Source organism: Roseivirga sp. UBA1976 (assembly GCF_002336325.1).
GTDB classification, from domain to species: domain Bacteria; phylum Bacteroidota; class Bacteroidia; order Cytophagales; family Cyclobacteriaceae; genus Roseivirga; species Roseivirga thermotolerans.
The window spans coordinates 17774-44624 of sequence record NZ_DDDQ01000119.1 but is presented as its reverse complement, the minus strand read 5'-3'; the positions used below and the strand labels follow the sequence as shown (position 1 = coordinate 44624).

Sequence of the window (26851 nt, the reverse complement as noted above, 5' to 3'; positions counted from 1 at the left end):
CAGGTATTATTGGTGAAGTATAAGGCTATTCAGGCTTTCAATCACGTGTTTCTTACCACCGACTTTGAAGGCAAGCTGCCCGAAATAAAAACCATAATGCAAGAGGTGGAGGCTAACAGGAAATACATTGACAAGCACAACCTTATTGTAATCTACTATAAAGCCTCAGTCTATTATTTTGCCCTAAAACACTACAGCCAGGCAAGGCTCTACCTGAACCGGTTGCTAAACGATGGAGACAGACTGCGCAGTGATCTCAAAGGCTATGCCCGTATATTGAGCATACTCATAGATTACGACACCGGAGAAGAAGATTATATGGAACAAAAACTACAAGCCGCCCGCGACTATATTGTTTTCGAAGAAAACCTGGGAAAGGTACAGCAAGTCTTTCTGGAATTTATGAGCAAAATAGGTTCTATTTTTCCACAAGACCTCAAAAAGGGATTTATGAGCCTAAAGGCAGAAATTGAAAAAGTGAATGAAGGAGACTTCTCCCAAAAAACACTGCTCTATTTTGACCTGATGAGTTGGATTGACTCTAAAATTGAGGGCAGGGACTTTGCCGAACTGGTGCGAGAGAAGCGTAACGCCTACAGTTGAGTGGGCAGAAGCCGCATAGAGGCAGAGCCGGTTATCTACGAATTACAAAAGATTCCATAAGGATGGTTATATTTGCCTCATGTCTGATGAACGGAAGGTCATTGTCATTCTCACCTTTATTTTCCTGATTATTCTTTCGACCCGCTGGTTTAGAACCACAAAGGAAGTCGAAAGAGCAGAATGGCCCGAAATTATTACCGAATACAGAGAGGTACTTAGCCCCGAAGAAATCCAGTTAATTGATTCCGTTGTTGTACGACCAATCCTTTATAGCAACGTTACCTTTCTGGATTCACTCGATTCAGACGAAGCCAAACAGCGTTTTATTGCCGTAATGTTGCCGGCCATACTGGTGGCTAAAAAACGACTGGAAATAGACCTAAAACGACTGGAAAGCATTCAGATTAAAAAGAAATTGAATGCTGAAGACAGCCTGTTTTTTCTACAACTAACAGAAACCTATAAAACAGACGATATTCTGTTGCTTAAAAGAAGGCTGCTCACCCACCCCAACAGCATCGTATTGGCGCAAGCTGCCATTGAATCGGGCTGGGGCAAATCTCGCTTTTTCAGAGAAGCCAACAATGTCTTCGGGGTTTGGTCATTCGATCCCAATGAGCCTCGTATTGCCGCTAGTGTAAGGCGAGAAGATTACCAGGTATATCTGCGAAAATATGATCATATTGAAGAATCGGTGATGGACTATTTTCAAACCATAGCCAGAACCCCTGCATATGCCCGGTTCCGTAGAAAAAGGGCCGAAACTTCAGACATCAGGGCCCTGGTTCCCTTGCTGGATAAATACTCGGAGCGAGGAGACGAATATGTGGAGCAGGTATTTGGAATGATTCGCTACAATAGGTTTGAACAGTACGATCATCATCGCTTGGACACAACATATCTAAGATACCCGCTTAAGTAATGCGCAGTTTGATAATCTTTCTATTAGCAATTGGCACGCAGCTAAGTGCCCAGGAAGGCGGAATAAGTGCCTTTGTATATCATCGTTTTGGAGATGACAGGTTCCCCAGTACCAACGTATCGCTCGATAAGTTTGAGGCGCACCTAAAATTTTTAAAGGATGGAGGCTATGAAGTGCTCACCTTTTCTGAAGCCATAGATCGTTTAAAGAGACCCAAGAAAGGCCAAAAAGCAGTGGTTCTGACTATAGACGATGGCTACTCTAGCTTTTACGAAAAAGGCCTTCCTCTATTACAGAAATATGGCTTTAAAGCCACATTGTTTGTAAACACTGAAACGGTTGGAGGAAAAGACTATATGAACTGGTCTGAACTGAAAAAGGTACAAGAGGCCGGTATAGAAATAGGCAATCACTCACATTCACATGCCTACTTTCTCAACAAAACAGACGCCTTCTTTGAAGAGGATTTACAAACAAGTGAAGATGCTTTTATAGAACACCTGGGTACTAAACCTACCATTTATGCCTATCCCTATGGAGAGTGGAATGCTTTTATGGCCAATACCCTAAAAAAAAGAGGTTATAAAGGAGCTGCTGCTCAAAACTCAGGAGTAATGCATAGCCAGCAAAGCCAGTTTTATTTGCCTCGCTTTCCCATGTCGGAGTTCTATGCCAATCTCAATGAATTTAAACAGAAAGCTAACATGCATGCTCTGGTAGTAAGCCGTCAGGAAGTCAATACCAATGGTTTTTCGGGTAGCAAAAGTCTTCCGCGAATTGAGCTGGAGTTTACAGAAAACAAACTAAAACTAGAGCAATTGCAGTGCTTTGTTCAGGGAGCCGAATGTCGTAAATCCATACAGGTTGTAAAAGAAGGGTTGGTTAAGCTAAGCATTAGGCCAGACCGGGACCTAAAACGAAGGAGGACACTATTTACCATTACCGTGCCCGATAGTGAAGGCCGTTGGCACTGGTTCAGTTACCTTTGGGTAATCCCTCAAATTGCCGAGTAACCCATAAAAAAGCTTATCTTTCTTAAGTGTTAATTGTTATGAAAAAGTTGTTGCCTTTGTTTTTAACACTCGCTGCTTTAGTTGCTCCGCATTCAAGCCATCAGAAACCACAAGGTATAGACGAGCTAAGCTGGTTACTAGGTCAATGGCAACGCTTAAATGCTCCCCCCGGCACTACCGCTTTTGAGTTTTGGGAAAAACAAACAGATACAGAGTATAAAGGAATTGGCTTTACACTGAAAGATACGGATACGGTATTTGTAGAACACCTGCAACTACTCCAAGAAGACAATGCGCTCTTTTATATTGCCAAAGTGGCTGAAAATGATAATCCGGTACGCTTTAGGCTTACCTATACTAATGCTGATGGGTTTATTTGCGAAAATCCGGAACACGATTTCCCGAAAGTTATCAGCTACAAACTCGAACAAAACAAGCTCATTGCATCTATATCAGATGGTGCGTCCAGGAAGAAAGATTTTGTATTCAATAAATTGAATTAGTACCAAAACCAACGTTCAACTTATGCCCGGGCTTTAGTTTTTTCATTTTTCCACTTAAGTTTAGCAAGTAAAACCTAACCAATGAAACATTCACCATTTCTCTTGCGCTCTGTAATTTTATCCGCAATCGCCTCTTTGATTTTTACTTTTTCAGCACAAGCTCAAAAAAGAGCTATAGATATCAATGAGCTCATCAATGAAACACAGCTAATGTCCGAAGACCAGAACCTGATGCGGTTGGTTTGGTACATTCCTTTAGAGTACTGGGAAGCTTCTTTTGCTGCTGACGAGAGCATATCGGCCGATGAGTTGGAAGAAATGATTGATATTTTTGATGATTTTGAACTGATAGCCGTGATTGATGGAGAGTTTGGTGTTTTTGGTAACATAAAATACACACCAATATCTGAGGTAAGAGCCATGATTCGCCTAGAAACATCTGATGGTAAAAAACATCTGCCACTAGATGACTCCGAAATAAGCAATGATGCCAGTACGCTAATGTCTTTCATGCAACCCATGCTAGCCAATATGATGGGCGATATGGGGAAAAACATGCAGTTTTTCATGTTCAAATCTAAGGGTAAGGAAGATCGGCTTATCGATCCCTTTAAACAACATTCGTTTAAAGTACATTTGGGCGATGAGGTTTTCTCTTTTGAACTTCCGCTTGCCTCGCTCCTACCACCGAAATATTGCCCTACCGATGGAAAGAAAATGAAAGGAACCTGGATTTACTGTCCATTTCACGGAGTAGAACTAACCGATAAGAACTAGCCAACTATTTTCAACTTGTAATACAGAATTGAAAAAGGTCATGTATGAGCTTCTTAAGTTCTATACATGACCTTCATTTTTTTGCTTGTACCCTACTCTACTCTAAGAGCATTTACAGGATTAATTCTGGAAGCCCGCACGGCATGATACACTATAACGGACAGCATAATTAAGAAAGATAGAAAACCACTGGCCACAAACACCAGCAAACCAATGTCTACCCGGTAAGCAAAATCGCTCAACCACTGATTCATTAAATACCAGGTAACGGGAATGGAAATCAAGAACGCCAATCCAAGTTGAATGCTGAACTGCCGGAGTAATATATTCATAATGGTTATTGGCGAGGCTCCTAACACTTTTCGAATGCCAATTTCCTTAACCTTGGTGTTGACTACAAGTATGGTTAAGCCCAAAAGGCCAAAAGCAGCAATCAGTATGCTTATTACGGTGGCAACGCCCGCTATCTTATTTACCCTTGCTTCGTTTTCATAAAGAAGTCGCAACCGTTCATCGATAAAGCTAAAGTTTAACTCTTCATTTGGAAATAACTCAGACCATGCCTCATCCAAAATATCTCTAACCGCGAGCAAATTCTGACCGGTATACTTGAAAAACACCTTGGGTATGGGGTTATCATTGATAGTAACATCGCTTATTCCGGCAAATATGGGTGACAGGTTTTGCACTATAATCAGGGGTTCTACATCTGTATGTAGCGATTGAAAGTTGAAGTTTTCCGTAACCCCAATAATTCGATGGTTACCAAAGTCGTTGCCCGGAAGCTTCTTACCAACTGGGTCTTCTAAACCAAAATAGTCAACTGCCGCCTGATTAATGATAATTGACTCCCGCTTATCCACTTCCATGTCTTCGTCAAAGGCTCTCCCTTCTTTCATGGCAATGTTAAAGCCGTCAACAAAATGAGCGTCTGTAGCCAATACATAAAACTGTCTGAACTGTCCATTCACATCGTTGAAGCCCACCTGAGTCCAGCCGGTAGATCCAAACATATGGTTGGCCGCTCCAAGACCCGATACTTCCGGATACTGGCTCAATCGTGCCTTCAATAATTCGGCATTTTCGAAGCCTGAAACTATCCCATTGAGCATTCCATTGGCACCTTCTTTCGGATACAGATTCACATAAACCATGGCGTCTTTTTCATAGCCAACATCGCTGCTTTGTAAGAAATTAAGCTGCTGACGCATAATTAAGGAACCTGAAATAAGAAAAATGGTGAGCAATAGTTGAAACACCACCAACGACTTTCGAAATATACCAGCTCCGCGACCTCCGCTCTTTCCTCCTCTCAAAATATTAATGAGCTTGAGGTTTGAAAGCACAAAGGCGGGATATAAGCCCGTGGCAATACCTACCAATAAAATGATAGAGATAAGAAGTAATAGGTTCTGTAAATCAAAAATGATAGCTATTTGAGTGCCGGCCAGATGGTTGAAGGTGGGCAATAGAAACAGAGCCAAAGCTACACCAGCCAAAGTGGCAAAAGCGGTGATAAGGATGCTTTCTGACAGATACTGCCAGATAAGGCCGCCTTTCTGCGCCCCAACTACCTTTCTGATGCCTACTTCTTTAGACCTTCTAATGGACTGACCGGTAGACAAAGTAGTGTAGTTAATGCAAGCCATTACTAACACCAGCATGCCAATAGTGGCCAGCACATAGACATACCTGGGGTTACCCACGGGCATGGAAGCTGCAGGGAAGTCGGGGTTTAAATGTATGTCTTCCAATGGTTGCAAGCCTAACTCGTATTGACCTTCTTCTATTCGGTCGCCTAAAACGCTGTTAATCATTTCAGGAAACTTTTCAACCACTTCTTGTGCCGAAGTATTTTCACGAAGTAATACAAAAGTCTCCGGTGCAATATTGAACCAAGCCTGCAAAGCCCTGGGGTTATAAAATCGTTCCTTATCTTCATTAGAAACGATCATATTCATCTGAAACCCGGTGTTAGAGGGCATATTGGCCATTATGGCCGATACCTCATAACTCACCTTATTGTCGTTGACCTGCAGCGTTATGTGCTTACCCACAGCTTCTTCCGATCCAAAATATTTCAAGGCATAGTCTTCCGAAAGCACAATGGTGTTACGCTCTAGTGGCTTTTGCACATTGCCCTTTAGTAGCTTAAAACTAAAAACATCGAAGAAGTTGGGGCTTACAAATGCCACTCGTTCATTAAGTCTGTTTTCTCCATCTCCTACCAAAAAATTGCTGTAGTCTACCAGCACAGTGGCCTCTACCTCAGGAATATTAGCTTCTAAAGTGGGGGCTAGTGGCAATGGCGAGGAGGTGTAGAAAAACTGCTGGCCCTGACCATAATCTTCTTTGGTCCAGGTTCGGTATATCCGGTCTCCCTTATCGTGAAATTTGTCGAAACTAAGTTCTTGCCTCACATATAAGCCTATGAGTATAAAGCATGCCATGCCAACAGCAATGCTGCCTATATTTAACACCGTGTTGGTTTTCTGTTTCCACAAAACCCGGGCTGCAACCTTAAAATTGTTTCTTGTCATGTTGATGATATTTGAGTTTGTTGTTTTGATTCGCTTGATGTTCATTGGGCGGAAGAAGCGAAGCACATCCCAACAGAAGAGCCACCGGGCGCGCCTGGGCTTTTGAGAAACCCGCCTATCGAAGAGTTCATAAATGTCTCCTTCTATTTCTTCCAGAAATTCCTGCCGGCAGTAGAGTCGCAAAAAACGCTGAGCCAATCTTGGGGGCGATATGTGTTGTTGCTTACTCAAGAACTTCCCAATGAGATATCTGTTATTCGGTTATAAAGCTTCAATCGCAAAGACTGGGCCTCGTCCAAGGCCTTCTTGCCTTGGGAAGTAAGCTCGAAATAGCGCTTACGCCTCCCGCCTCTTTCGTTGGTGGCACCACCCATTTTGCTCTTCACAAAACCTTTATCGTCCAGCCTCCTCAAGGCCGAGTGAATGGCGCTTATGTTCACAGTTCGGCCAGTCTCCTTCTTTATTTCGTCCATTACAGCCACTCCGTAGGCTTCGGGGTAAAGGGCCCCAACGGTAAGTAAGACCAGTTCTTCGAATTCACCTAGATATGTACCTTTCATAAGCGTGTAATATTAGTTACACAAATATAAAACAAATATATCTTTCATATTTGTACAAGTAATTAACACTTGTTAACCTGGTCTTGGGTATGAATCGGCAGATTTGTGTAGCGAACCGTAGCCAGCATAGTTTAGGAAATAATGACCTTAACCTTGAGGTTAACCAGCAAAACTGCGACAGAGGAAACCAACACCAATATGTAATAAAACCATCTATTGGTAGAATTGTCTTTCAACCTGAATATGTGGCTTTCCTGAGAGTTGTATTTTCTCTTTAGGAAGTCGTCCAGCTCAGTGGCAATGTACTTCAGGCTTTCCTTGATCATGTGTTTACCATCAATTCTGTGCCTTTATTCCAATTCTCCCTAAAGGTTACCCTGCCAAAAGAAAAAAAGCGGAAAAAAATTTTCCGCTTTTAATTTTTTACCGAACATTTAATTCTTTCAGCGATCTTATCACATAAACAACCTACAGGTTATCAATTACTTACAAAAAAGGTTATTCGCTTCGAAGCGAGTTGACAGGATTAGAGTTGGCCGCTCTTAAAGCTCTATAGCTCACTGTAACAATGGCTATGAACAATACTCCTAAGCCTGAAAGCAAAAACACGTCTACCCCTACTCTAACTCTATATTCAAAGTTTTGCAGCCAGTTGTTCATAATCCAGTAGGCTATTGGAGAGGCAATAATAAAAGCCAGCAAAATTTGCCGGGTAAAAGAGCCTGAAAGCAGCATAAACAGTTTCCATTCACTAGCGCCAAGTACTTTTCTTATACCCAACTCCTTCACTCTTTTCTGAATGGTAAACGATGCCAAACCAAACAGGCCTAAACAGGCAATGAAAATACTCAAACCGGCCCCAACGGTGAAAATAACCTGAGCCTGACGGTCGGACTCATAGAAGGTTTCCAATTGTTGATCGAGGAAATGGTATTCCATAACGGTGCGGTTGTCGAATTTCTCGTGCACCTTTCTGGCTTCATCGATAATACCGGAGATATTTTGTCCTGAAACTTTTAAAATAAAGTAGTCGATAACTGCGGCTTCGTTATTCCAGGCACCCACAATAAGAGGTTCTATACTGGTGTGCAACGATTGATAATTGAAGTCTTTGAGTACCCCAATTATTGTGTACTTGCCGTCTCCGCTGCGCGTTTCCAGTTGTAGCGTTGCCCCTATAGGGTTTTCAATACCCAACGATTTAACTGCGGCCTCATTGATCAGAATTTTTGTACTGTCAGATACATCATTACCACTAAAAAACGTACCATCGGCCAGCTTAATATCAAAGGTTTTCAACATGTCGGGGTCAAAACTCATGTAATACAGCTCAGTAGAATCCATTACAGCTCCACCCTTATTGAAAGCGCTCACTTCTACCCTGTTTATGTTTTTCCACTCACCCGGAACTCGCGAAGCCACTCCAACACTCTCTACCCCGGGTATCTGGGCAAATTCATTCTTCATGGTTTTGAACACCGGTCTTACCGCACCATTATTAATATCTATAACCAATAGGTTTTCCTGGTTAAAACCGAGATTTCTATTTTTTATGAAACTCATTTGGTTAGAGACCACCAAAGTGGAAATAATGAGTACAGTAGACAAAATGAATTGAAAAATAACCAGGGCCTTGCGAATGTTGAACGAACCTCCCTTTACCTGCTCTCCTTTGAGAATATTTACCGTTTTAAAACCAGTCATGAAGAGAGCAGGATATATACCTGACAGCACCCCGATAATCACCGTAAGGCCTATGAGTATATCGGCATAATTGAGCAGGCTATACCAGCTAAACTCAAAGTTTCTACCCGTTAACTGGTTAAAGAATGGCATGGTAATATCGGTAATGGCAATAGAAATAAACAAGCCTATGAAAGCTATAACCAGCGACTCAGTAAGTATTTGAGCTATAAGTTGCTTGCGCTCTGCCCCCACAACCTTGCGAATTCCAATCTCTTTTGCCCTGAAAACAGCCTTTGAAGTTGCCAGATTCATGTAGTTAACAGCGGCAATAACTACTAGAAACAGAGAAATAAAAATAAAAATGGTGGTGTAGGTTTTATCACTTTTAAATCGGGCAATATCCGATTCAATATGGGCAGACTCAAAATGAATATCTTCTAAATTCTGAAATTCGAACCTTACCATAGAAGCTACGTTTTGTGGCATTTTAGAAAGTGCCAGATCCGATGCTTTGGTTTCAAATGCGTCATGGCTAATTCCTTCTTGAAGCACCAGGTATGAGGTGGAGTTAAAATCGGTCCAGGAGCTTTTTACGCTTTCCATGAGGTTGGGCGGAAGCAGTTCGCTAAAGAACAGCTCGGCAAAAAGATGCGAATTGTCCGGAATGTCTTCCATTACCCCGGTAATTTCTACATTACCTCCCTGGGTAAGAATGACTTTTCCCAACACATCTTCCGTTCCAAAAACAGCGATGGCTTTGGAACGCGAAATAACCACAGACTTAGGTTGGGCAAGAGCAGTTCTTGCATCACCACGAAGCAGTTTAAAATCAAAGACCCTAAAAAGCTCAGGAGTGGTAAAAAAGAAATCTCTATCCGTAAAATTCTGATCATTGACCTTGTAATTAATTTGGTTGCCATAGCGATAGAGGGTGACCTGATCTTCTATTTCGGGAAGTTCTTCCAGCAGAGTTGTAGCCAAAATCATGGGATTGGCCCCATGATAACGGTGTTCATCGAGATTGGTCTGAATGGTCAACGGCCTTACAATCCGGTCGGATTTGGAATGCATTTTATCAAAACTCAACTCAGCCTTAACAAAGGTGAGAAAGAGAGTAGCTCCCGCTATACCAATGGCCAACCCTATGATATTTATAAAGGCATAGGCCTTGTTTTTCCAAAGGGTGCGAAAGGCGATTTTAAAATAGTTCTTTAGCATATTGTTTAATTTTGAGTTTTTCGATTATTCGGAGCGAAGAGTTTGAGCAGGGTTACACAAGGCTGCTTTTACGGCCTGAATACTCACCGTAAGGAACAATACAACAAGTACCGTGAGCCCGGCAAGGGCAAAGGCAGAAACACCGATATTGATCCGGTAGGCAAAACTTTGCAACCATTGGTCTATGAAGTAATAGACCAACGGAACCGAAGCCAGAAAGGCAATAGCAAAGAGGTATACGAACTTTTGATTGACTAACCAGACCAACTGCTTTACACCGGCTCCTAAAACCTTCCGTACACCAATTTCCTTAATTCTCCTTTCGATGGTGTAAGCAGTCAGGCCATATATGCCCAAGCATGAAATAACAATGCAGAGTATGGCAAAAACCTGAATGGCCTTCTGAAGTTTGGTCTCTTCTTCATAAAAGCCATTAATGTTGTCTTCCAAAAACCAGTAACCCATGGGGTAATTGGTTTCAATGGCCTCCCAACTGTTTTTTACATGAGCAATGGCTTCCTTCTTGCGATTAGGATCAATTTTTATGGTCCAGAACCAATTGGTTTTTCCACTTACCGTAAAAACAGCCGGAGCCACCTTGGAGTGTAAGGACTGAAAGTTAAAGTCTTTAACCACGCCAATAATCGGCCTTCTCCCCGACTCCGGACCATATAAACGGAGTCTTTGTTCCAGTGCCTGTTCTATACTCAATCCATTGGCTCGTACAAAAGCTTCATTGACTAAAACTGCCGAACTATCTGCGGCATGGCCAGGTGCAAACGAACGACCGGCAACCACCTCAATTTCCTGTATCTCCAGAAAGTCCATGCCTACGGTAAAATAGGTGGAAACCGGAGCTGTATCTATCGACTGGCCATCAAGTACTGCCGTACCGGAATTGTTAGTAGAACCAAAACCAAGTACATCCATGCCGGTGGTTGCAGCATAGATATAAGGGCTTTTGAGCAATTCGTTTTTGTAGGTGGTAAGCTGGTCGGCCACCTTCTGAGAATTGTTCGGCACAATGAGAATATCGTTTTTACTAAAACCTAATTCCCTGAGCATCAAAAATTTATTCTGCTTTAAGATGAGAAAAATAGAACTCATTAGAAGAGCGGCAAAAAACAATTGTGTACCTACCAGCAAGGATCTTAGCCCATTGCCACGCAACCAGCCCGGCCTGAGCCCCTGACGCAGCGACTCTCCGGGTTTAAGGCCACTTACAAACACAGCCGGATAGGTCCCGGCCAATAAGGTTACCAAGATTAAAATGAAAAAAAGCCCCCACCAATACACCGGATTGGCCAGTAAATGATGCCGAAAGGAGGTTTGCATAAAGTTTTCGAAATAGGGTAAGGCCAGATCGGTTAGTAAAATGGAAAAGAGCACTGCCAAAAGTGTGACTAGCAGGGCCTCACCCATAAATTGACTGAACAACTGAATACGGTAAGCGCCAAATACCTTCCGAACCCCTATCTCTTTTACTCGCTTGATAGCTTTGGCCGTAGAGGCGTTGATGTAATTCATGCAGGCGATGGTCAGTATAAAAAAGCCAATTGTAGCCAGCAATAGCAGGTTGTCTTTATTGCCCTTTTTAAAACCTTCATCGAAAGTCACATGGTTAGAACCAAAGTAGATATCGTGTACCGGTTGCAGCACATAGCTCTCCCTATCGAGCGCAGCATATACCTCAGCATTATCTCTGTAGAGCTCCTTGTAATAGGCCTTAATTCGACCGGCCACTTCTTCGGGAGCTACTCCTTCCGACAGGGTGAAATAACCATACACAGAATTGGCAAAGCCTTCGCGAATAATTTGATAGTCTTCCTTTTCATCACGTAAATTGAAGTTGAAGAGAAAATCGAACTGCAAATGAGAGTTCTTCACATCCTCAATAACGCCTGTCACCTGAACTGTAAAATTCATGCTTCCGGAAAAATGAAGCATTTCGCCAATAGGGTTTGCCTCTCCAAATATTCTACGGGCAGTAGAGGCATTGATTACTACATTTTGGGGCTCAGCCAGGGCGGTTTTGGCATTCCCTTGCAATAGCTCAATGTCGAAATAATCGAAAAACTCAGGTTCGGAGAAAAAGAACTTCCTTGACTTGAACTTAACCTGATCGTGCTCTACCAACAAAGGCCCCGCACCATGATCCCTGGCCATTAGAATATCTTCTACACCCGAAATTTGCTCTTCTATGGTGTTAAAAGTTTTTACTCCCACCGTACCATACGTTCTCTCTTCCCCATCACCGGTTTGTTCGGTAAGTAAAAAGCGGTAAGACGGATGACTTATAAAGCGATCGTGACTCCATTCATTTTCCACATACAAGCCTACCAATACAAAGCAGGTAATGCCCAACGTTAGTCCCAATACATTGAGTATAGTATAGGCTTTATTACGCTTTAGGCTTCTGTATGCAGTGATGAGATAGTTTTTAAGCATGGTCGATCGGTTGGCTTAAGATGTCTGAGACTTTTTTAAGAATCGGGAAGAAGAACGATAAAGTATTATGCCCGAAAAGAGAAACAACAGGCTGGTTAACGCTCCCAAAAACCCCAGTTGTTCGGCAATATGAGCCTCCGGCACCGGTTTAAGAAACTGATTTACTGTACTAAGAAGCAGTCGAATTGAAGACCAGATAATGAGTAACACCGCCCAAAAACGTAGCGCACGACCAAAGCCTTTGGCAGACTTTTGCAGCGAAAAGAACAATAAGAAAATCACCAATGCAACCAGAGCCAATGGCAGCCAACTGCCCAACCATGCATAGGTTACTCCCCTGTAAGCAAAAAACAAAAGAGTTAAAAGCAGGGCCAGGCCAGGCAAAGAGTGCGCCTTAAAATCCTCAATCGTAGTTTGTTCGCTGTCTCTCATATCACTATAGATTTAATGACCTCCTCTACCAACTGAGTGCAGGACAGCAGATAGTCAAAATTTACGGTTTCGTAGGTGTCTTCCGGAGTGTCTTTGTACGGACTAGAATCTCCATGATAATAGCACTCCCCGGCTCCTATTACACTGAATCCGGGCAGAACAAACGCATCGAAGTCCGTGGCTCCTACTTCAAAACCCACAGGGTTAATTGCTTTTTGAAACAGAGGAATACCCCGCTTTTGCGCTACCTGGCGGTAAAGTTCACTGAGTTGCTCATTGGGCGAGAAAGTCTCCATAGCCCAATCTCCGTTAGAGTCCCAGCCCACCATATCGAAGCAATGCACCGAGTGGACCTCCCAATCCGTATCGGCCAGCCAACCTGCAAAAGCCTGACTACCAATAAGCTCCTCTTCTTCCTGATCGAAAAACACGACCATAACATTTCTGGCCCGTTGGTCTGTTTGAGTCAATTCTTTCAACACACTATATATTAAAGCTATTCCTGTAGCATTATCAATTGCTCCAGGCGCTCCCCTCTTTCCCGTATCGTAGTGGGCTCCCAACACCACATACTCGTTGCTTTCTTCAGTGGCAGGTAGTACTGCATACACATTACTCCCCTTAAAGGGGTTGAGAATCAGGTCTATGGCCGGGGAAAGGTTTGGCGCTTTATAGTTATGTTCTCTGGCAGTTAGCCCCAACTCCTCCAGTCGGGCCTTTAGGTAGTCCTTGGCCTGAGCCCTACCATCTGCCGACCACCTGCTAACCATTTTGGAGCCATCGGGCAAGGTCTGATGCCCCGATAGTTCGGCTACCATTACCGACTGATAATCGGCCCGATTTTGAGGTAGCTCATTAAGTGAGACTATTCCTTGGTTCTGAGAGTTACACGCACTCAATATCAGCCATATTAAAACCGGAAGTCCCATCGAAAATCGGGAAGGACTCTCTCTCCGGGCAATCTTTGGATTGAAGGGCTTACTCATTGCGCAGCGACTTTACAGGGTCTTGCTGAGCGGCTTTTATGCTCTGCAAACCTACCGTGAGGCTAATGACTACCAGCGTTAACAGCACCGCTAAAAATATGGGAGCTATTCCAAAATCTATTCGATAGGCAAACTGCGAGAGCCAGTCTTGTCCTGCCCAAATAATGAGTGGACTGGCCACTACCGCAGCAATAATTAAAAGCAGAAGAAACTCCCTAAAAATAATACTGTTGATTTGCAGAACAGAGGCACCCAGTACTTTGCGTATACCTATTTCTTTGGTTTTTCGCTCTATTACAAAAGTGACCATACCAAAAAGCCCCAAAGCTGTGAGCGCAATACTGATGATGGAAAACACCGTAATGGCTTTGAGCAATCGCATTTCCGACTCATAAAAACGCTCAAACTTTTGGTCTACAAAAGAATAGGTAAATGCTTCTTCTGGCTCAAATTCGTTCCACTTGGTTTCCAAAAAAGACAGAGTTTCTGCAATCCGCTCCTTATCTACCAATACGGAAAGGTTCCAAATGTTCCATGGTGCAATTCTAAAAGCCACCGGGCTAATCTCCTGGTGCAATTTCTGGAAATGAAAATCCTTAACCACACCTATAATTGGCAATCCTTCATTTTGAGCATTAAAAAGTGCTACTTTTTCATTGAGCGGATTGGTACCCCCAAGCTGGCTTACAAATGTTTCGTTTACAATTAGTGCCATGGAGTCGGAAGAAAGTGTTCTATCGAAGTTTCGTCCTTCAATTACCTCAATCTGGTAAGTATCCAAAAAGTCATGATCTACACCAAACAACGTGGTACGAATGCTTTGTTCAGGGTTAGACTTGGGGTAAAATTCGCCCGAATTATTAGTATAGCCCAATCCTAAAATATCTGTACTGGCTGAGGTAGATAAAACGCCAGGATTGCTTTCCAGCTCCGCCTGAAAGGCCCTTAGCTTACCACTCAGGTTTTTGGTAGAAATACTGAAGGTTAATACCTGATCTTTGTTAAAGCCCAGCTCCTTGCTATTGATATAGCGGGTTTGTTGATAGGCTATGGCCGTAACTGCAATAAGAAAAAGAGATATGGCAAACTGAAAGAAGATTAGCACCTTTCTGGCTTTGGTTCCTTTTAAATTGGCATTGGCCGAAATTTTAAGCACTCTCGAAGGTTGAAAAGAAGACAAGACCAACGCTGGATACACCCCGCTAAAAAAGGCCGTGAGCAGTGTAATAATGATTAACAAGGGGAATAAACCTACCTCTATTAAAGAGCCGGTGGTAAATGATTTTCCCGACAACTGATTGAACGAGGGTAGTACAATATCTATCACCAAAACGGCTAAAGCCGCAGCCATAGTGGTTACAACTACCGACTCGCCCAGAAACTGATAAATGAGTTGTTTACGGTGAGCTCCCATTACCTTGCGCACACCTACTTCCAAAGCACGCTTAGACCCTTTGGCCGTTTGCAGATTTACATGGTTTATGCATGCCACTAACAATACGGTAATGGCTATAAAGAGTAAGGTATTGACTATGTTGATGTTGCCCGACTCAAAAGCCATGAACTGTACATGACTTGTACCCAAATACATATCAGTTAAAGGCACATAATCAAACCGATACATATCGGCATGCTCCGGATCTTCTTCAGCGATCTTTGCATTTCGGCTTTGCCTGATCAGGTCTATAGGGTAACCATCGGCCAGTTTTATATAGGTATACAAAGAGGCCTGATACCACATGTGTGGAATACTGCGGCCCCTTGAATCTGTCATTTCCCATGGTATAATTGCTTCAAAGGGAATGTGTGTATTTTCAACATCCTGGGCTATACCCTTCACAACCAATTCTTTATCGAACGATGACACCCTGATGGTTACCGTCTTGCCCATTGCATTGGCATTACCAAACAGTTTTCGCGCAGTGCTTTCAGTGAGCACTATGGCCGAAGGATCTTTGAGTACAGTGGTGGGGTCGCCTTCAATAAGGGGAAATCCAAAAAATTCGAAAAAGTTGGCGCTGGAAAACCACGAGTCAACCGAAACTTTCCGGTTCTCGTTTCCCTGTGGCATAATAGAATAGCTGTTATTACGAATTTTAACCACATCGGCTATACCCGAGTAGTTGTTCTTTAAGTCCTGATAATCTTCTTCGCCCGAAAGTCCGACCACACGGGCATTATTTCCCAATTGTTCAAAAACCTGAAAGTAGATTTTCTCCCTATCCGTTATAGATTTGTCGAAAGAGCGCTCATACTTTACATAGAGGAGCAGTAGCAAACTGCAACTAATTCCAATGGTGAGCCCAAGAATGTTGGTGGTAGAGACAACCTTGTTCTTCCACATGTTTCTAATGGCCAGCCGAAGATAATTTTTTAACATACCGTTGTTCATTTATTTGACCTGGACACTTCTATGCCAACACAATACCAAAGCCACTACCCTCTGTAAATCAATTTGTTATGAATAAAAAGACAAATACAACCATTTATCAATGTCCAGCATCATAACAGAACTGCCCAAAAATGGGCACTTTTCAATAACTTGTCTCCACAATTCTTCCCCATGAAGCAAAAGGCCAAAATACTCATTCTCGATGACGACAACTACGTGTTGCTTTCGCTGCGCATACTCATAGAGCAACACTACACCGATGTTCGGGGCATTAACAACCCCGCGCAATTAGAAACTGCCCTTCAGGAAAATGATTTCGATGTGGTTGTGCTCGACATGAACTTTATGGCTGGGGACACCTCGGGCCGCGATGGGCTCAAATACCTCAGACAAATCAAAGAAGCCAACCCAAAAACTTCGGTGCTGTTATTAACTGCCTATGCAGAAATAGACCTGGCGGTTGAGGCTATGAGACTTGGAGCTTTCGACTTTTTGGTGAAGCCATGGGAAAATGAAAAACTCCTGGCCTCCATTAAAACGGCCTTTGAATTAAATGCCTCAGCCAGAAAGATTGAACAGTTGGAGTCCGGCAAGTCGGTATTGCTGCAAGAACTGAATGCCCCTTTTCATAATATTATTGGTGACTCTCCGGCCATTAAACAGGTGTTTCGGCAAATCGACAAGGTGGCCAAAACCAAAGCTAATGTGTTAATTACCGGAGAAAATGGCACAGGTAAAGAGCTGGTTGCCAGAGCTATTCATAATGCCTCAGACCGATCCTCAGAGATTTTCCTGAACGTAGACATGGGAGCCATTAGCGAATCCTTGTTTGAAAGTGAGCTCTTTGGTCATAAGAAAGGAGCCTTTACCGATGCCCGAAACGACAGAATGGGCAAATTTGAAGCAGCCAATGGTGGCACCCTTTTTTTGGATGAAATTGGCAACCTCTCTCTTCCCTTACAAGCCAAATTGCTGCGAGTTATTCAAGAACAAAAAGTAACCCGTGTAGGAGAAAACAAAAGCACCGATCTGGACATACGCCTGATTTGCGCTACCAATGCTCAACTGGAAGATATGGTAAAAGCAGAGGAGTTCAGACAAGACCTGCTCTTTAGAATAAACACTATAGAAATTCAGCTGCCCCCACTTAGAGAAAGAACAGAAGATATTCCGCTACTTGCCAACCACTTTTTAGAAAGCTATAAGCAGAAATATAAAAAAACAGGCCTTTATGTGCCGGATTATGTGATCAACAGACTCATAAAATACGATTGGCCCGGCAACATCAGAGAGCTGCAGCATGCCATAGAACGAGCGGTTATAATGTGTGACGGCAAACAATTGCAGGTAAGCGACTTTAATCTAAAAGAAACCAATGAAGCCGAAAGCGGTACCCTCAATTCCTTTAATCTGGACGATCTGGAAAAATGGGCTATAGAGTCGGCCATAAAAAAACATCAGGGCAATATTAGTCATGCAGCCCAAGAGTTGGGCTTGAGTCGTGGAGCCCTTTATCGCAGAATGGAGAAACATGGTATTTAAAGATTTTCGCTTTCAAATTATTCTTCGGTTGGCCGGGCTCACCCTGCTCGGTTATGGCCTGTTGTACTATGCTTTTATTGAGCACAATGCGATTCGCATTTTCTTTTTGGCTCTGTTTAGCCTGCTCTTGCTCATTAATCTATTTTACTATCTATACCGTACCCATCGCATTACCAGCAACTTTCTAGAAGCCATTCTAAACAACGATTTTACCATAAAATACCCCACCGTTCACGAGAGCAAACAGCTCAGCGACCTCTATGACAAATTCAACAAGGTGAACGATAAGTTTTCGCAGAACCTTCAAGACCAGGCCAATCAATACCAGTACCTCATGACCATGATTAACCAGCTAAAAATAGCCGTGGTGGCCTTCGATGAAAGGGAGCGTGTGCATGTGGTCAACTCAGCCTTTAAAGCTCTGGTAGAACAAAAAGAGGTAATCAAACTTAATTCAGTAAAGGCCATTTCAAACACACTCTACGAGAGTATTCTGGAATTGAAACCCAACGAACAAAAGGTGGTAAGAGTAACCATTCAGGGGCAAATTCATAGGTTTTCGGTTGCGGCAAGCATCTTCAAACTGAGGCAACGAGAATACACACTTGTTTCCCTGCAAGACATTCACGCTGAACTCGATCAAAATGAAATGGAGGCCTGGCAAAAGTTAATTCGGGTACTCACCCATGAAATCATGAACAGCGTATCGCCCATAGCCTCATTGTCCTCTAGTTTAGAGAATCTACTGCTCAAGTCAACACAGACCTCAGAGCACAAAAGCACCTTATTAGAAGGTATGGGAGCCATAAAAGCCAGAAGCCAGGGTTTAATGAATTTCACACAAGCCTACCGTAAGCTAACCCGAATACCAATTCCACGCATTGAAACCATAGAGGCGACTCCTTTCATACAACAAATTGAAACATTGTTCAGGTCTACCCTGCCAGCAGACACCATTCGGTTTCAAGTTGAAGTACACGAAAATTGCCCGAAACTTTTACTAGACCCTGATTTAATGCAGCAGGTAATTATTAACCTATTAAAAAATGCACTGGAAGCCGTTTCGGCCCAAACAGGTTCAATACAGCTGGCCCTAAAGCCCCACGAGGCCACCGGTCAGGTAGAAATAACAGTCGCAGACAACGGCCCCGGAATTGACGAGAAAATAGCCGAACAAATATTCATTCCCTTTTTCACCACCAAGTCCGAAGGTTCAGGTATTGGGCTTAGCCTGGCCCGGCAAATTGTTCAATTGCATGGCGGCAGTCTCAGCTTTCAGACCGGTTCCAATGGCACCACTTTTAGCATCAAGTTGTAGCTCTTGCTTTTCACTTTAAGCCTTTTAATTAGTTTTGGGAGAAATTTGTTGAATCCATGAAGAAGATACCTCGGTTAGCCCTCATACTGGTTATTATTTTTGCCAATATTGGTTGCGATCAGATTACCAAAGATCTGGCAAGAAAGAATCTTGAATACCACGAAACGGTTGAGGTTTTAGGGGAATACCTCATTCTTACCAAAGTCGAAAATCAGGGAGCCTTTCTGGGTATGGGCTCTACGTTGCCTCCTGCCTTGCGAACCATACTTCTTCTCATTCTCCCCTCCATTGTAATGGTGGCCGTTTTCGTTTACCTTATCCGCAACAAAGACATAAGCCCAATAAGTGTGTGGGCCTTATCATTCATTGTTGGCGGAGGTGTAGGCAACCTATACGACAGGATTTTGTATGGTGAGGTCACCGATATGTTGTTCATTGACCTGCAGTTTGCCCATACCGGCATTTTCAATATGGCCGATGTTTCGGTCATGGTAGGGACAGGTCTTATTCTTTTAGAGCAATTTTTACCCAAAAAGAAACAGGAACTAAAAGGACAAGCACAATAATTCCATAAATTTTAACTTCTATAACCTTAGTGGTGTCAGGTACAATATGAAGAACGAAAAAATCAAAAGCCTGAAAAGTTTGCTCCTTGTGTTTATGCTGGCCTTGACTTGGGCTTGCGACTCGGGTGATGACTCAGGGCCGGTTGAACCGGAAACCAAAGGCCCCATATCGGGAGAAGTAAACCTCTACAACAGCCAGGGTGTACCCACGGCTTATGAAGACATGACGGTAACCATTGTAGGCACCTCCATGAATACCAAAACCAACAACCGTGGAAAGTTTAACTTTTCGAGTGTAGATTTTGGCGAGTACCAATTGGAATTTAAGAAAGAAGGCTTTGGCACCTTTTACAAAACGGTTGAACACAACAAAGGCTTTAGCGTGAATGGTACAGTCCTTACCACGCTTTCTCTGGGCAGGATTTCTAACACTGCTATTTATGACGCCATTCCGAGCCAGAAAAATGGAGATATTAAAGTAAGGGTTACAACTATCCCCGTAGGTACTAGCACCGACCCTGTTTATGTAACCTTTTTCTTCGACTCTGAAGTAACAGTATCCAATACAGAAAATGAAGGCATAAAAGGCCCCATAGCCTTCTTTTCAGGCCAAGGAACCAATGAAGTGACCATTACCGCTTCGGAACTGGCAAGCATGGGCTTTACTTCGGGTGAAACCGTATACTTTAGAGTATATGGCGACTCATTCCATACCAATGCCTATGTGGGCGCTGCCGGAACGGTACACCCCAATGCTAAAACACCAGGCTCCAGTACCATGTCTGTGGTTTTGCCCTAGCTAATTTAAAACGTAAAATCAGATTTCCTTTAGGCATACACAACCAACCCTAGTTTCTGTGCTGTTCGGTTGTGTATTACTGAGTTCTGCCAAAGAGAGTCATTCCTTATTTTGACGGAGTAAAGTCGTAGTAATACATTTGCCCCTGAGAAGAGCCTACGAGCAATTTGTAACTCCCCAGGAAGCGAGTTGAATAAACCGTTTCCTGATAACCATGAAAGGTAAGGCTACATTGACCAGTAGTTAGATCCCAAAGCCTGAAGGTCTGATCGTAAGACCCGGTTATGAGATACCGGCCATCTGGAGAAAAATCGAGACCATAACCCGTTTGCTCATGGTCTGTAAAATGATACTTCATAGATTTTTGAGGCAAGTTCCACAGCTGCGCTCCTTTGCTTCCAAACAGTGCCAGAAAGTTGCCATCAGGACTTATAGCCATCTCATTGATCGAAGCCTCAGTATTAAGGGTATAATCTATTTGCCAATTGGCAGTATTAAATACCACTACCCTGCCGTCTGAAAAGCTCACAAACGCCTGGCTCTCCGTGGGGTTGGCAATAACTCTAAACGCTCCTTTTCCAATGGGTATTACAAGCTCTCTGTCATTGACCAGGAACCGAATTCGCAGCGTGGTATCTCCTACAGAGGCCACGGCATTGGCCTTATTTAGATACAGTACTCCATCAACTCGAGAAGTATGCCCTTCGTACGTCTTAATTTCTTTGCCTTCTTCTACATCCCAAACCCTTACAACACCATCGAAACTAGCCGTTGCCCAGCGCTGCCCTTTCGCATCCATCGATGCCGCAAGTCCGGACCGGTCTTTAAAATCATGAATTTGCCCGCCCGATTCTACCGAGTAAATACCCAAAGTATTAGAGCATGGAGCACCAAACCAACGAGCATCCGGTGTGGCTGTCAACTGCCAGGGGCCGTAGTCACAGACTTCGAAACTGTGACCAAAAGGTTTCTCAATATTCCACACTTTCAGTGTTCCATCGCTGGCTGCAGAATAAAGTAAAGCATTGTCTTTAGACCATGCGAGAGCATTTACTGTACCCGCATGCCCAATCAGTCTGATTTTCCGGCTCATATCACTGGTGTTCCAAACCAAAATAGATTGATCTTCTCCGGCCGAAGCTGCCCAACTGCCATTGGGCGAATAGCTAATTGCCTTTACTGTTTTTGTATGCCCCTCAGAAGATTCAATTTTTCGCAAAAGCTCTCCGGTTGTAGCATTAAGCATATGAATGCGATGATCTGCGCTGCCCAGCATTAGTGTATGACCATCCGGACTAAGGGCATTGCTATGAAAGGCGTTGTACTCTGCCGGATCAGAAAGATCATAGGCCCACAGTTTTTCACCACTATCCACCTTGTATGCAATAGCCATCTCCCCCCAGCACGATACTATCATTTCGCTCCCGTTTTTAGTGAAAACAAGACCAGCTGCCGGGTGAGGCTCCGTTTCTATTTTCCGTATCAACTCTCCGGTTGCCACGTTTAGCAACTTGGCGAAGCCCATCACAGGAGGGTTGTTACCTGTTAACTCCCAGCTAACCACTCCCAGAAGATTGCCCCCCGGACTAAACCTCACCTGATAGATACCCTGGCTAAAATCAGTAGTATTGACAAACACCTGTTGTCCTGTTTTTAGGCTCCAGAGTATAACCTTATGGTCACGACCACCTGAGGCCAAAAACTGACCATCAGGACTAAAGTCTAAGCTGGAAACAGTACTCTCATGGCCTTTAAACTCCAAAGTCACAGACAAATCGGGTAAGCGGTATAGTCTTATGATGCCGTCTGATGCCGCTACGGCCATATACTGCCCATTGGGACTAACTTTTATATCTGCAAAAGCCTTAACCCCTTCTCCGGTTATTTGCTTTTCACTTTGGTCGAGAAACTTATTAAGAAAATGCCACTCCAAACCTCTTAGACTCTCGTCTGTTCGATATAGATATTTCTTTGCTTCGCTTATTTTATTGAGCTGTAAAAAAGCCTCCGCAGCGGCTATCTGAGTTAGGTATAGCTCATAGGATCCTTCCGTAGGCTTGGGCTGTGCTTTGGCCATAAACGAGGAAAGGCTAACAAACAATATAGCGGCAAAAAATGGCTTCATGATATTCCTGTTAAAATAGAGCTTTAGTGCTAATAAGCACTACTGAAAGTAGAGTCAATATAGTGAGACTTGGGCTATGGCAAGATATTTCCACCCCAATTATGATGAGATAGTTTCTGGCGCTAAGGCACAGAATGATGGTGTCAATACTTTTTACCCAACAATTCAACTATTTTTGTCCATTCATTGTTAGGCCTACTAATTGGTAGAAAAATGAAAGAAAGAGTTGTTGTTGGTTTATCAGGTGGTGTCGATTCGAGTGTAACAGCTCATTTGCTAATTGAACAGGGCTATGAAGTTATTGCCATGTTTATGCGCAACTGGGTTGATGATTCTGTAATTATCTCCGATGAATGCCCCTGGGTAGAAGACAGCAACGATGCTCTGGCGGTTGCCGAAAAACTGGGCATTCCTTTTCATGTCATAGACCTGAGCGAGCAATACAAAGAACGTATAGTTGATTATATGTTCCGCGAGTATGAAAAAGGACGCACCCCCAATCCTGATGTACTTTGCAACCGGGAGGTAAAGTTCGATATATTTCTCAATGCAGCCATGCAACTGAAGGCGGACTATGTGGCCACCGGCCATTACGTACAAAAGGAGACCGTTGAGGTAAACGGGGAGACTGTACACCGTTTGCTTGCCGGAGCCGATGCCAATAAAGACCAGAGCTATTTTCTTTGCCAGTTAAACCAGAAACAACTGTCTAAAGCATTGTTTCCTATAGGGCATTTGCAAAAGTCAGACGTACGAAAAATTGCCAAAGAACAGGGCCTCATAACAGCCGAAAAGAAGGACTCCCAAGGGCTTTGCTTCATTGGAAAAGTGCGCTTACCCGATTTTTTGCAACAGCAACTCAAGCCAAAGAAAGGTGAAATAAGAGAATTAGAAGCATCAGCCGAAAATTTTGAGGCTTATCGTCAGAACGGAAATGCAACCTACTCCACTAAGAAAGATGAACTAATTGCACTCACAAAGCCCTACTCATACCAACCTACTGATGGTAAGGTAGTTGGAGAACACAATGGAGCGCACTACTACACCATTGGGCAACGAAAAGGCCTAGGAGTTGGAGGAACCCCAGAACCTCTTTTCGTAATCGAAAAAGATACCGAAAACAATATAATCTACACCGGACAAGGCGAAAATCATCCGGGCTTACTACGAAAAGGCCTCTTTGTAGCCAACAAAGATGTGCACTGGGTAAGGCCCGATCTGGCATTACAGCCTGGAGAATCGGCCGAGTATCTGGGGCGAATCCGTTATCGACAACCTTTAGAGCAAGTGACCCTACACTGTGAGCCCGAGGGTGTCTATTTCATTTTTAAAGACCATCAGAAAGGTATTGCTCCGGGGCAATTTGTGGCTTGGTATCAGGGCAATGAACTGCTTGGTTCTGGAGAAATAGCCTAGGCAATCTTCACTCGGTTAAACCTTCTCATGACCCGGTGGTCTAACCACCAAATTTCAATTCATGAGAAAGTTATCACTCTTATTTACCATGCTGGTGGCTTTTGGCCTGACAGCAGCCTACGCCCAAGGTGGTGGAGGCGGACAACGTGGTGGTCAGCGCGGTCAGGGAGGCCAGGGCGGTGGCCGAATGAGCCCCGAAACTGTAGCCAAAGAGCGTGCTCAAGACTGGCAGGAAAAGTTTGGTCTTTCCGATGAGCAATACAAAAAAACCTATGATGTATTGCTAGAAAATCAAAACACAATGCGCGAGAAAATGCGCGAACTGATGGCCTCAGGAGACCGAGAGGGCATGCGCAGCGCCATGGAAGAAAACCAAAAGGCCCTTGACAAGAAACTTAAAGAAATTTTCACAGAGGCCCAGTGGACCAAGTACGAGGCATGGAAAAAGGAAAACCCACCGATGCAAAGGCGTGGTGGAGGCAATTAAGTTTGCAAATATGTTTTGGTTGACTAAAGCCCTGACAATAATTTGTCAGGGCTTATTTTTTATTCACTTCTCAGGGCATCAACAGGGTTTGCACGTGCCACTCTCAATGCCTGAATAACAACGGTTGACAAAGCAATTAGTACGAGTATCAAAGCCGGGACAAGGAAAAGAAACAAATTGAGTTCAATGCGATATGCATAGGTATCCAACCACTGCTGCATACTCAAGTAGGCCAAGGGAATCGAAACAATGATCGATATACCAATGAGTTTCAAAAAGTCTGATGAAAACAATCTTATGATGGAACTCACAGATGCACCCAAAACCTTCCGTATACCTATTTCCTTGATTCTTTGTTGAACTTCGTAAAGAACTAAGCCGAACAAGCCCAATACAGCAACAAAAATGGTGATCAATGAGAAACTGGTAAATATGCTTCCAAATTGCTGATCGGCTTTGTATTGTCGATCGAAGTCTTCATTTAAAAAGTAATATTCAAAATCACTTTCACTGTATATCTCATCATACTTCGACTTTATGGCTGTAATCACTTGGCTATAATTCTCTATACCTTCATTAAGCTTGATGGAAATAAAACTTGCAGAAGCGAGATACTTATCGAACATCAAGAATAATGGGTCAACTTTAAGCTTGAGCGAATTATGGTTGTAGTCGTCAATCACTCCTACTATCCTCCTCTCCTTTCCCCATAGTTTTACACGACTTTCAATGGCCTGTTCATTTGTAGCATATCCAAGCATTTCTCTACCTGTTTCATTCAAGATGATTCCACTTAGTAGGTTTGAGTCATCTGCGAATGCAGGGGCGTCAAGTTGCGGTCCAAAATTTCTTCCAGCCAAAAGCTCAATACCCAAAGTGTTTAAATAGGCCGTATCAACCCTGTACATGTAGAAATTGAGGTTACCACCAATATTAGTTTCGATCGATGTTAAGCCAGTGGTACTGTTCAAATCAATAGTTCCTCTTCCTATCATAGTTTCGGAAAAACCCACATTGGAAACCTGAGGAATGGTATGAAGAGAGGTCCTTAATAAATTCAGCTTTTCAGAGATCACCTGATCATCATCTGGTAGTAATGGAGCTCTTAACACGAGCACTTGATCCTTGTCAAAACCAAGTTTTTGATTCCTCATAAAGTCTACCTGCAAGTAAATAACTAATGTTCCAACGAGTAAAACCATGGTGATCAAGAATTGAAAAACCACCAATCCCCTACGTAAATAAGAGCCTCTCTTAGAGTCTCTTAGCTTGCCACGTAAAACCACCATAGGTTTATATCCGGATAATATAAAAGCTGGATAAAGGCCTGAGGCTAAAGACCCGATAACATAGAAACCGATGACCTGCCAAAACAACAGTTGATCATCCAAAACATTGATGCCAAGATCTAGAGCAGCAAAGCTGTTGAACATTGGTAAAACCCCTTGTAGACAGGTGAAAGTTAGAATCAAAGCGAAAAGATTGATCAGAAATGACTCCATCAGAAACTGAAAGATCAATGAAGCTCTAGAAGTACCTAAGACCTTCCTTACTCCAACCTCTTTAGCTCTTTCCAGAGATTTTGCAGTGGATAGATTAATGTAGTTGACCCAAGCAACGAGCAATACAAATCCAGCAACAATCAGTAAAATATTAACGATCTTGATGTCTCCGTTGACTTCCGCCTCAAAGGATTTATTTGAATACAAATGAATCTCTTCAAGGGGCTGCGTAACTAGTCTTTCTTCACGTTCTTCTTTTACTCGTTCTTCTAATGCCCTGTTTAGCTTATCATCAAAGCTTCCATCTAAAGGCGAATTGGAAAGAAGATACATGAATTCATTGTTAGCATTCCAATTCTCCTCCTGCCAATCGAGGTATTTGACACCCGATTGCCATGAAACAAGCACGTCAAATTTTAGATGGGAATTTTGAGGCACGTCTTTAATAACTGCTGTTACTTTCATATCAACCTCACCCCCTCCTGGCACCAAAGTTAACGTCTGTCCGATCGGATCTTGATCACCAAATATTTTCTTTGCTATGGATTCTGTTAATACTACCTCATCTGGCTGATCTAGGGCCTCATTTGGATTTCCTTGAATCACATCCCAGTCGAAGACCTCCAACCATCCAGGATTAGCAAAGTATACTCTGTCTTCATTGAATGCCACTTGTTTATTCTTGATCAGAATTCTACCAATATGTCGAGCCATTCCGTAATTCTCGATCTCGGGAAAGACTTCTACAGCCAAGGGTCCAACAGAAGGGTAGCATTGGGCATCCTGATTCTGTAAAACCTCACCTGAATACAGATCAACGGTGACCCTATAGATCAATTCAGAGTTTTGATGATACCTATCATAACTCAACTCGTATTTAGCATAGCTTAATATAAGCAGACATACCGTCATGCCCACAGTCAGACCCAGCACATTGATAAAAGTGAAGGCTTTGCGCTTTCGGAAGTTTCTTATTGCAATGAAAAGATGATTTCTAAGCATGGCTTCAGTTTTGA

The 26851-nt window shown here is 43.1% G+C and carries 21 protein-coding genes; 11 read left to right on the top strand and 10 right to left on the bottom strand.

Annotated features, from left to right (window positions below):
• From B3763_RS12010 to B3763_RS11990, 5 genes are all read left to right on the top strand, one after another.
• The coding region (locus tag B3763_RS12010; protein WP_286746768.1) for a hypothetical protein at positions 1–603 on the top strand (603 nt) is incomplete at its 5' end.
• A 79-nt stretch (positions 604–682) separates the two neighbouring features.
• Positions 683–1525, top strand: a complete 843-nt coding sequence (locus B3763_RS12005) for a glucosaminidase domain-containing protein (protein WP_286746766.1) — start codon at positions 683–685, stop codon at positions 1523–1525.
• Positions 1525–2538: a polysaccharide deacetylase family protein gene (locus B3763_RS12000; protein WP_286746763.1), complete on the top strand. Its 1014-nt coding sequence runs from the start codon at positions 1525–1527 to the stop codon at positions 2536–2538. Before B3763_RS12005 ends, B3763_RS12000 begins: the two co-directional genes overlap by 1 nt.
• A 38-nt stretch (positions 2539–2576) precedes the next feature.
• A complete protein-coding gene (locus B3763_RS11995) occupies positions 2577–3041 on the top strand; it encodes a DUF6265 family protein (RefSeq protein ID WP_189629995.1) in 465 nt (154 codons plus the stop codon).
• An 81-nt stretch (positions 3042–3122) separates the two neighbouring features.
• Complete coding sequence (locus tag B3763_RS11990) at positions 3123–3818, top strand: hypothetical protein (RefSeq protein WP_286746761.1); 696 nt, start codon at positions 3123–3125, stop codon at positions 3816–3818.
• A gap of 92 nt (positions 3819–3910) precedes the next feature.
• Here B3763_RS11990 and B3763_RS11985 read toward each other — a convergent pair whose 3' ends face one another.
• The 8 genes from B3763_RS11985 to B3763_RS11950 form a co-directional block, all read right to left on the bottom strand.
• Positions 3911–6589, bottom strand: coding sequence for an ABC transporter permease (locus B3763_RS11985; protein WP_286746759.1), 2679 nt, complete (start codon positions 6587–6589; stop codon positions 3911–3913).
• A complete protein-coding gene (locus B3763_RS11980; protein ID WP_286746757.1) occupies positions 6586–6918 on the bottom strand; it encodes a PadR family transcriptional regulator in 333 nt (110 codons plus the stop codon). The genes B3763_RS11985 and B3763_RS11980 overlap by 4 nt, the downstream gene beginning before the upstream one ends.
• Before the next feature lie 131 nt (positions 6919–7049).
• Positions 7050–7244 (bottom strand): hypothetical protein, encoded by a 195-nt coding sequence (locus B3763_RS11975; protein WP_286746755.1) that lies wholly within the window; start codon positions 7242–7244, stop codon positions 7050–7052.
• A 172-nt stretch (positions 7245–7416) separates the two neighbouring features.
• On the bottom strand, positions 7417–9822 hold the full coding sequence (locus B3763_RS11970) for an ABC transporter permease (RefSeq protein WP_286746754.1): 2406 nt from the start codon (positions 9820–9822) through the stop codon (positions 7417–7419).
• Between the two features lie 24 nt (positions 9823–9846).
• A complete protein-coding gene (locus tag B3763_RS11965; RefSeq protein ID WP_286746751.1) occupies positions 9847–12270 on the bottom strand; it encodes an ABC transporter permease in 2424 nt (807 codons plus the stop codon).
• A 15-nt stretch (positions 12271–12285) separates the two neighbouring features.
• Positions 12286–12702, bottom strand: a complete 417-nt coding sequence (locus B3763_RS11960; RefSeq protein WP_286746749.1) for a hypothetical protein — start codon at positions 12700–12702, stop codon at positions 12286–12288.
• Positions 12699–13688, bottom strand: a complete 990-nt coding sequence (locus B3763_RS11955; RefSeq protein WP_286746747.1) for a M28 family metallopeptidase — start codon at positions 13686–13688, stop codon at positions 12699–12701. The genes B3763_RS11960 and B3763_RS11955 overlap by 4 nt, the downstream gene beginning before the upstream one ends.
• Entirely contained in the window at positions 13681–16068 is a 2388-nt protein-coding gene (locus B3763_RS11950) for an ABC transporter permease (protein WP_286746745.1), read from the bottom strand. The genes B3763_RS11955 and B3763_RS11950 overlap by 8 nt, the downstream gene beginning before the upstream one ends.
• Positions 16069–16251: 183 nt before the next feature.
• Here B3763_RS11950 and B3763_RS11945 point away from each other — a divergent pair, with 183 nt between their 5' ends.
• The 4 genes from B3763_RS11945 to B3763_RS11930 are packed head-to-tail and all read left to right on the top strand — an operon-like array spanning position 16252 to position 20305.
• Positions 16252–17622, top strand: a complete 1371-nt coding sequence (locus B3763_RS11945; protein WP_286746743.1) for a sigma-54-dependent transcriptional regulator — start codon at positions 16252–16254, stop codon at positions 17620–17622.
• Positions 17612–18940, top strand: coding sequence for a sensor histidine kinase (locus B3763_RS11940; RefSeq protein ID WP_286746741.1), 1329 nt, complete (start codon positions 17612–17614; stop codon positions 18938–18940). The genes B3763_RS11945 and B3763_RS11940 overlap by 11 nt, the downstream gene beginning before the upstream one ends.
• Positions 18941–18996: 56 nt before the next feature.
• Positions 18997–19506 carry a signal peptidase II gene (gene lspA / locus B3763_RS11935; RefSeq protein WP_189629964.1) on the top strand — a complete coding sequence of 170 codons (510 nt, stop codon included), beginning with the start codon at positions 18997–18999 and terminating at the stop codon, positions 19504–19506.
• Positions 19507–19552: 46 nt separating this feature from the next.
• A complete protein-coding gene (locus B3763_RS11930) occupies positions 19553–20305 on the top strand; it encodes a carboxypeptidase-like regulatory domain-containing protein (RefSeq protein WP_286746739.1) in 753 nt (250 codons plus the stop codon).
• Positions 20306–20411: 106 nt separating this feature from the next.
• On the opposite strand, the gene B3763_RS11925 is transcribed toward B3763_RS11930, so the two are convergent.
• Positions 20412–22430, bottom strand: coding sequence for a WD40 repeat domain-containing protein (locus B3763_RS11925; RefSeq protein ID WP_286746737.1), 2019 nt, complete (start codon positions 22428–22430; stop codon positions 20412–20414).
• Between the two features lie 213 nt (positions 22431–22643).
• Between B3763_RS11925 and mnmA the strand changes: the two genes are divergently transcribed.
• Together mnmA and B3763_RS11915 are read left to right on the top strand one after the other, a co-directional pair.
• Entirely contained in the window at positions 22644–23846 is a 1203-nt protein-coding gene (mnmA, locus tag B3763_RS11920) for a tRNA 2-thiouridine(34) synthase MnmA (RefSeq protein ID WP_286746735.1), read from the top strand.
• 61 nt (positions 23847–23907) lie between these two features.
• Positions 23908–24333, top strand: a complete 426-nt coding sequence (locus B3763_RS11915; RefSeq protein ID WP_286746733.1) for a hypothetical protein — start codon at positions 23908–23910, stop codon at positions 24331–24333.
• A 59-nt stretch (positions 24334–24392) separates the two neighbouring features.
• Here B3763_RS11915 and B3763_RS11910 read toward each other — a convergent pair whose 3' ends face one another.
• The gene (locus B3763_RS11910; RefSeq protein WP_286746731.1) at positions 24393–26837 is read right to left on the bottom strand and encodes an ABC transporter permease; all 2445 of its coding nucleotides are present in this window, start codon (positions 26835–26837) and stop codon (positions 24393–24395) included.
• Positions 26838–26851 lie beyond the last annotated feature (14 nt).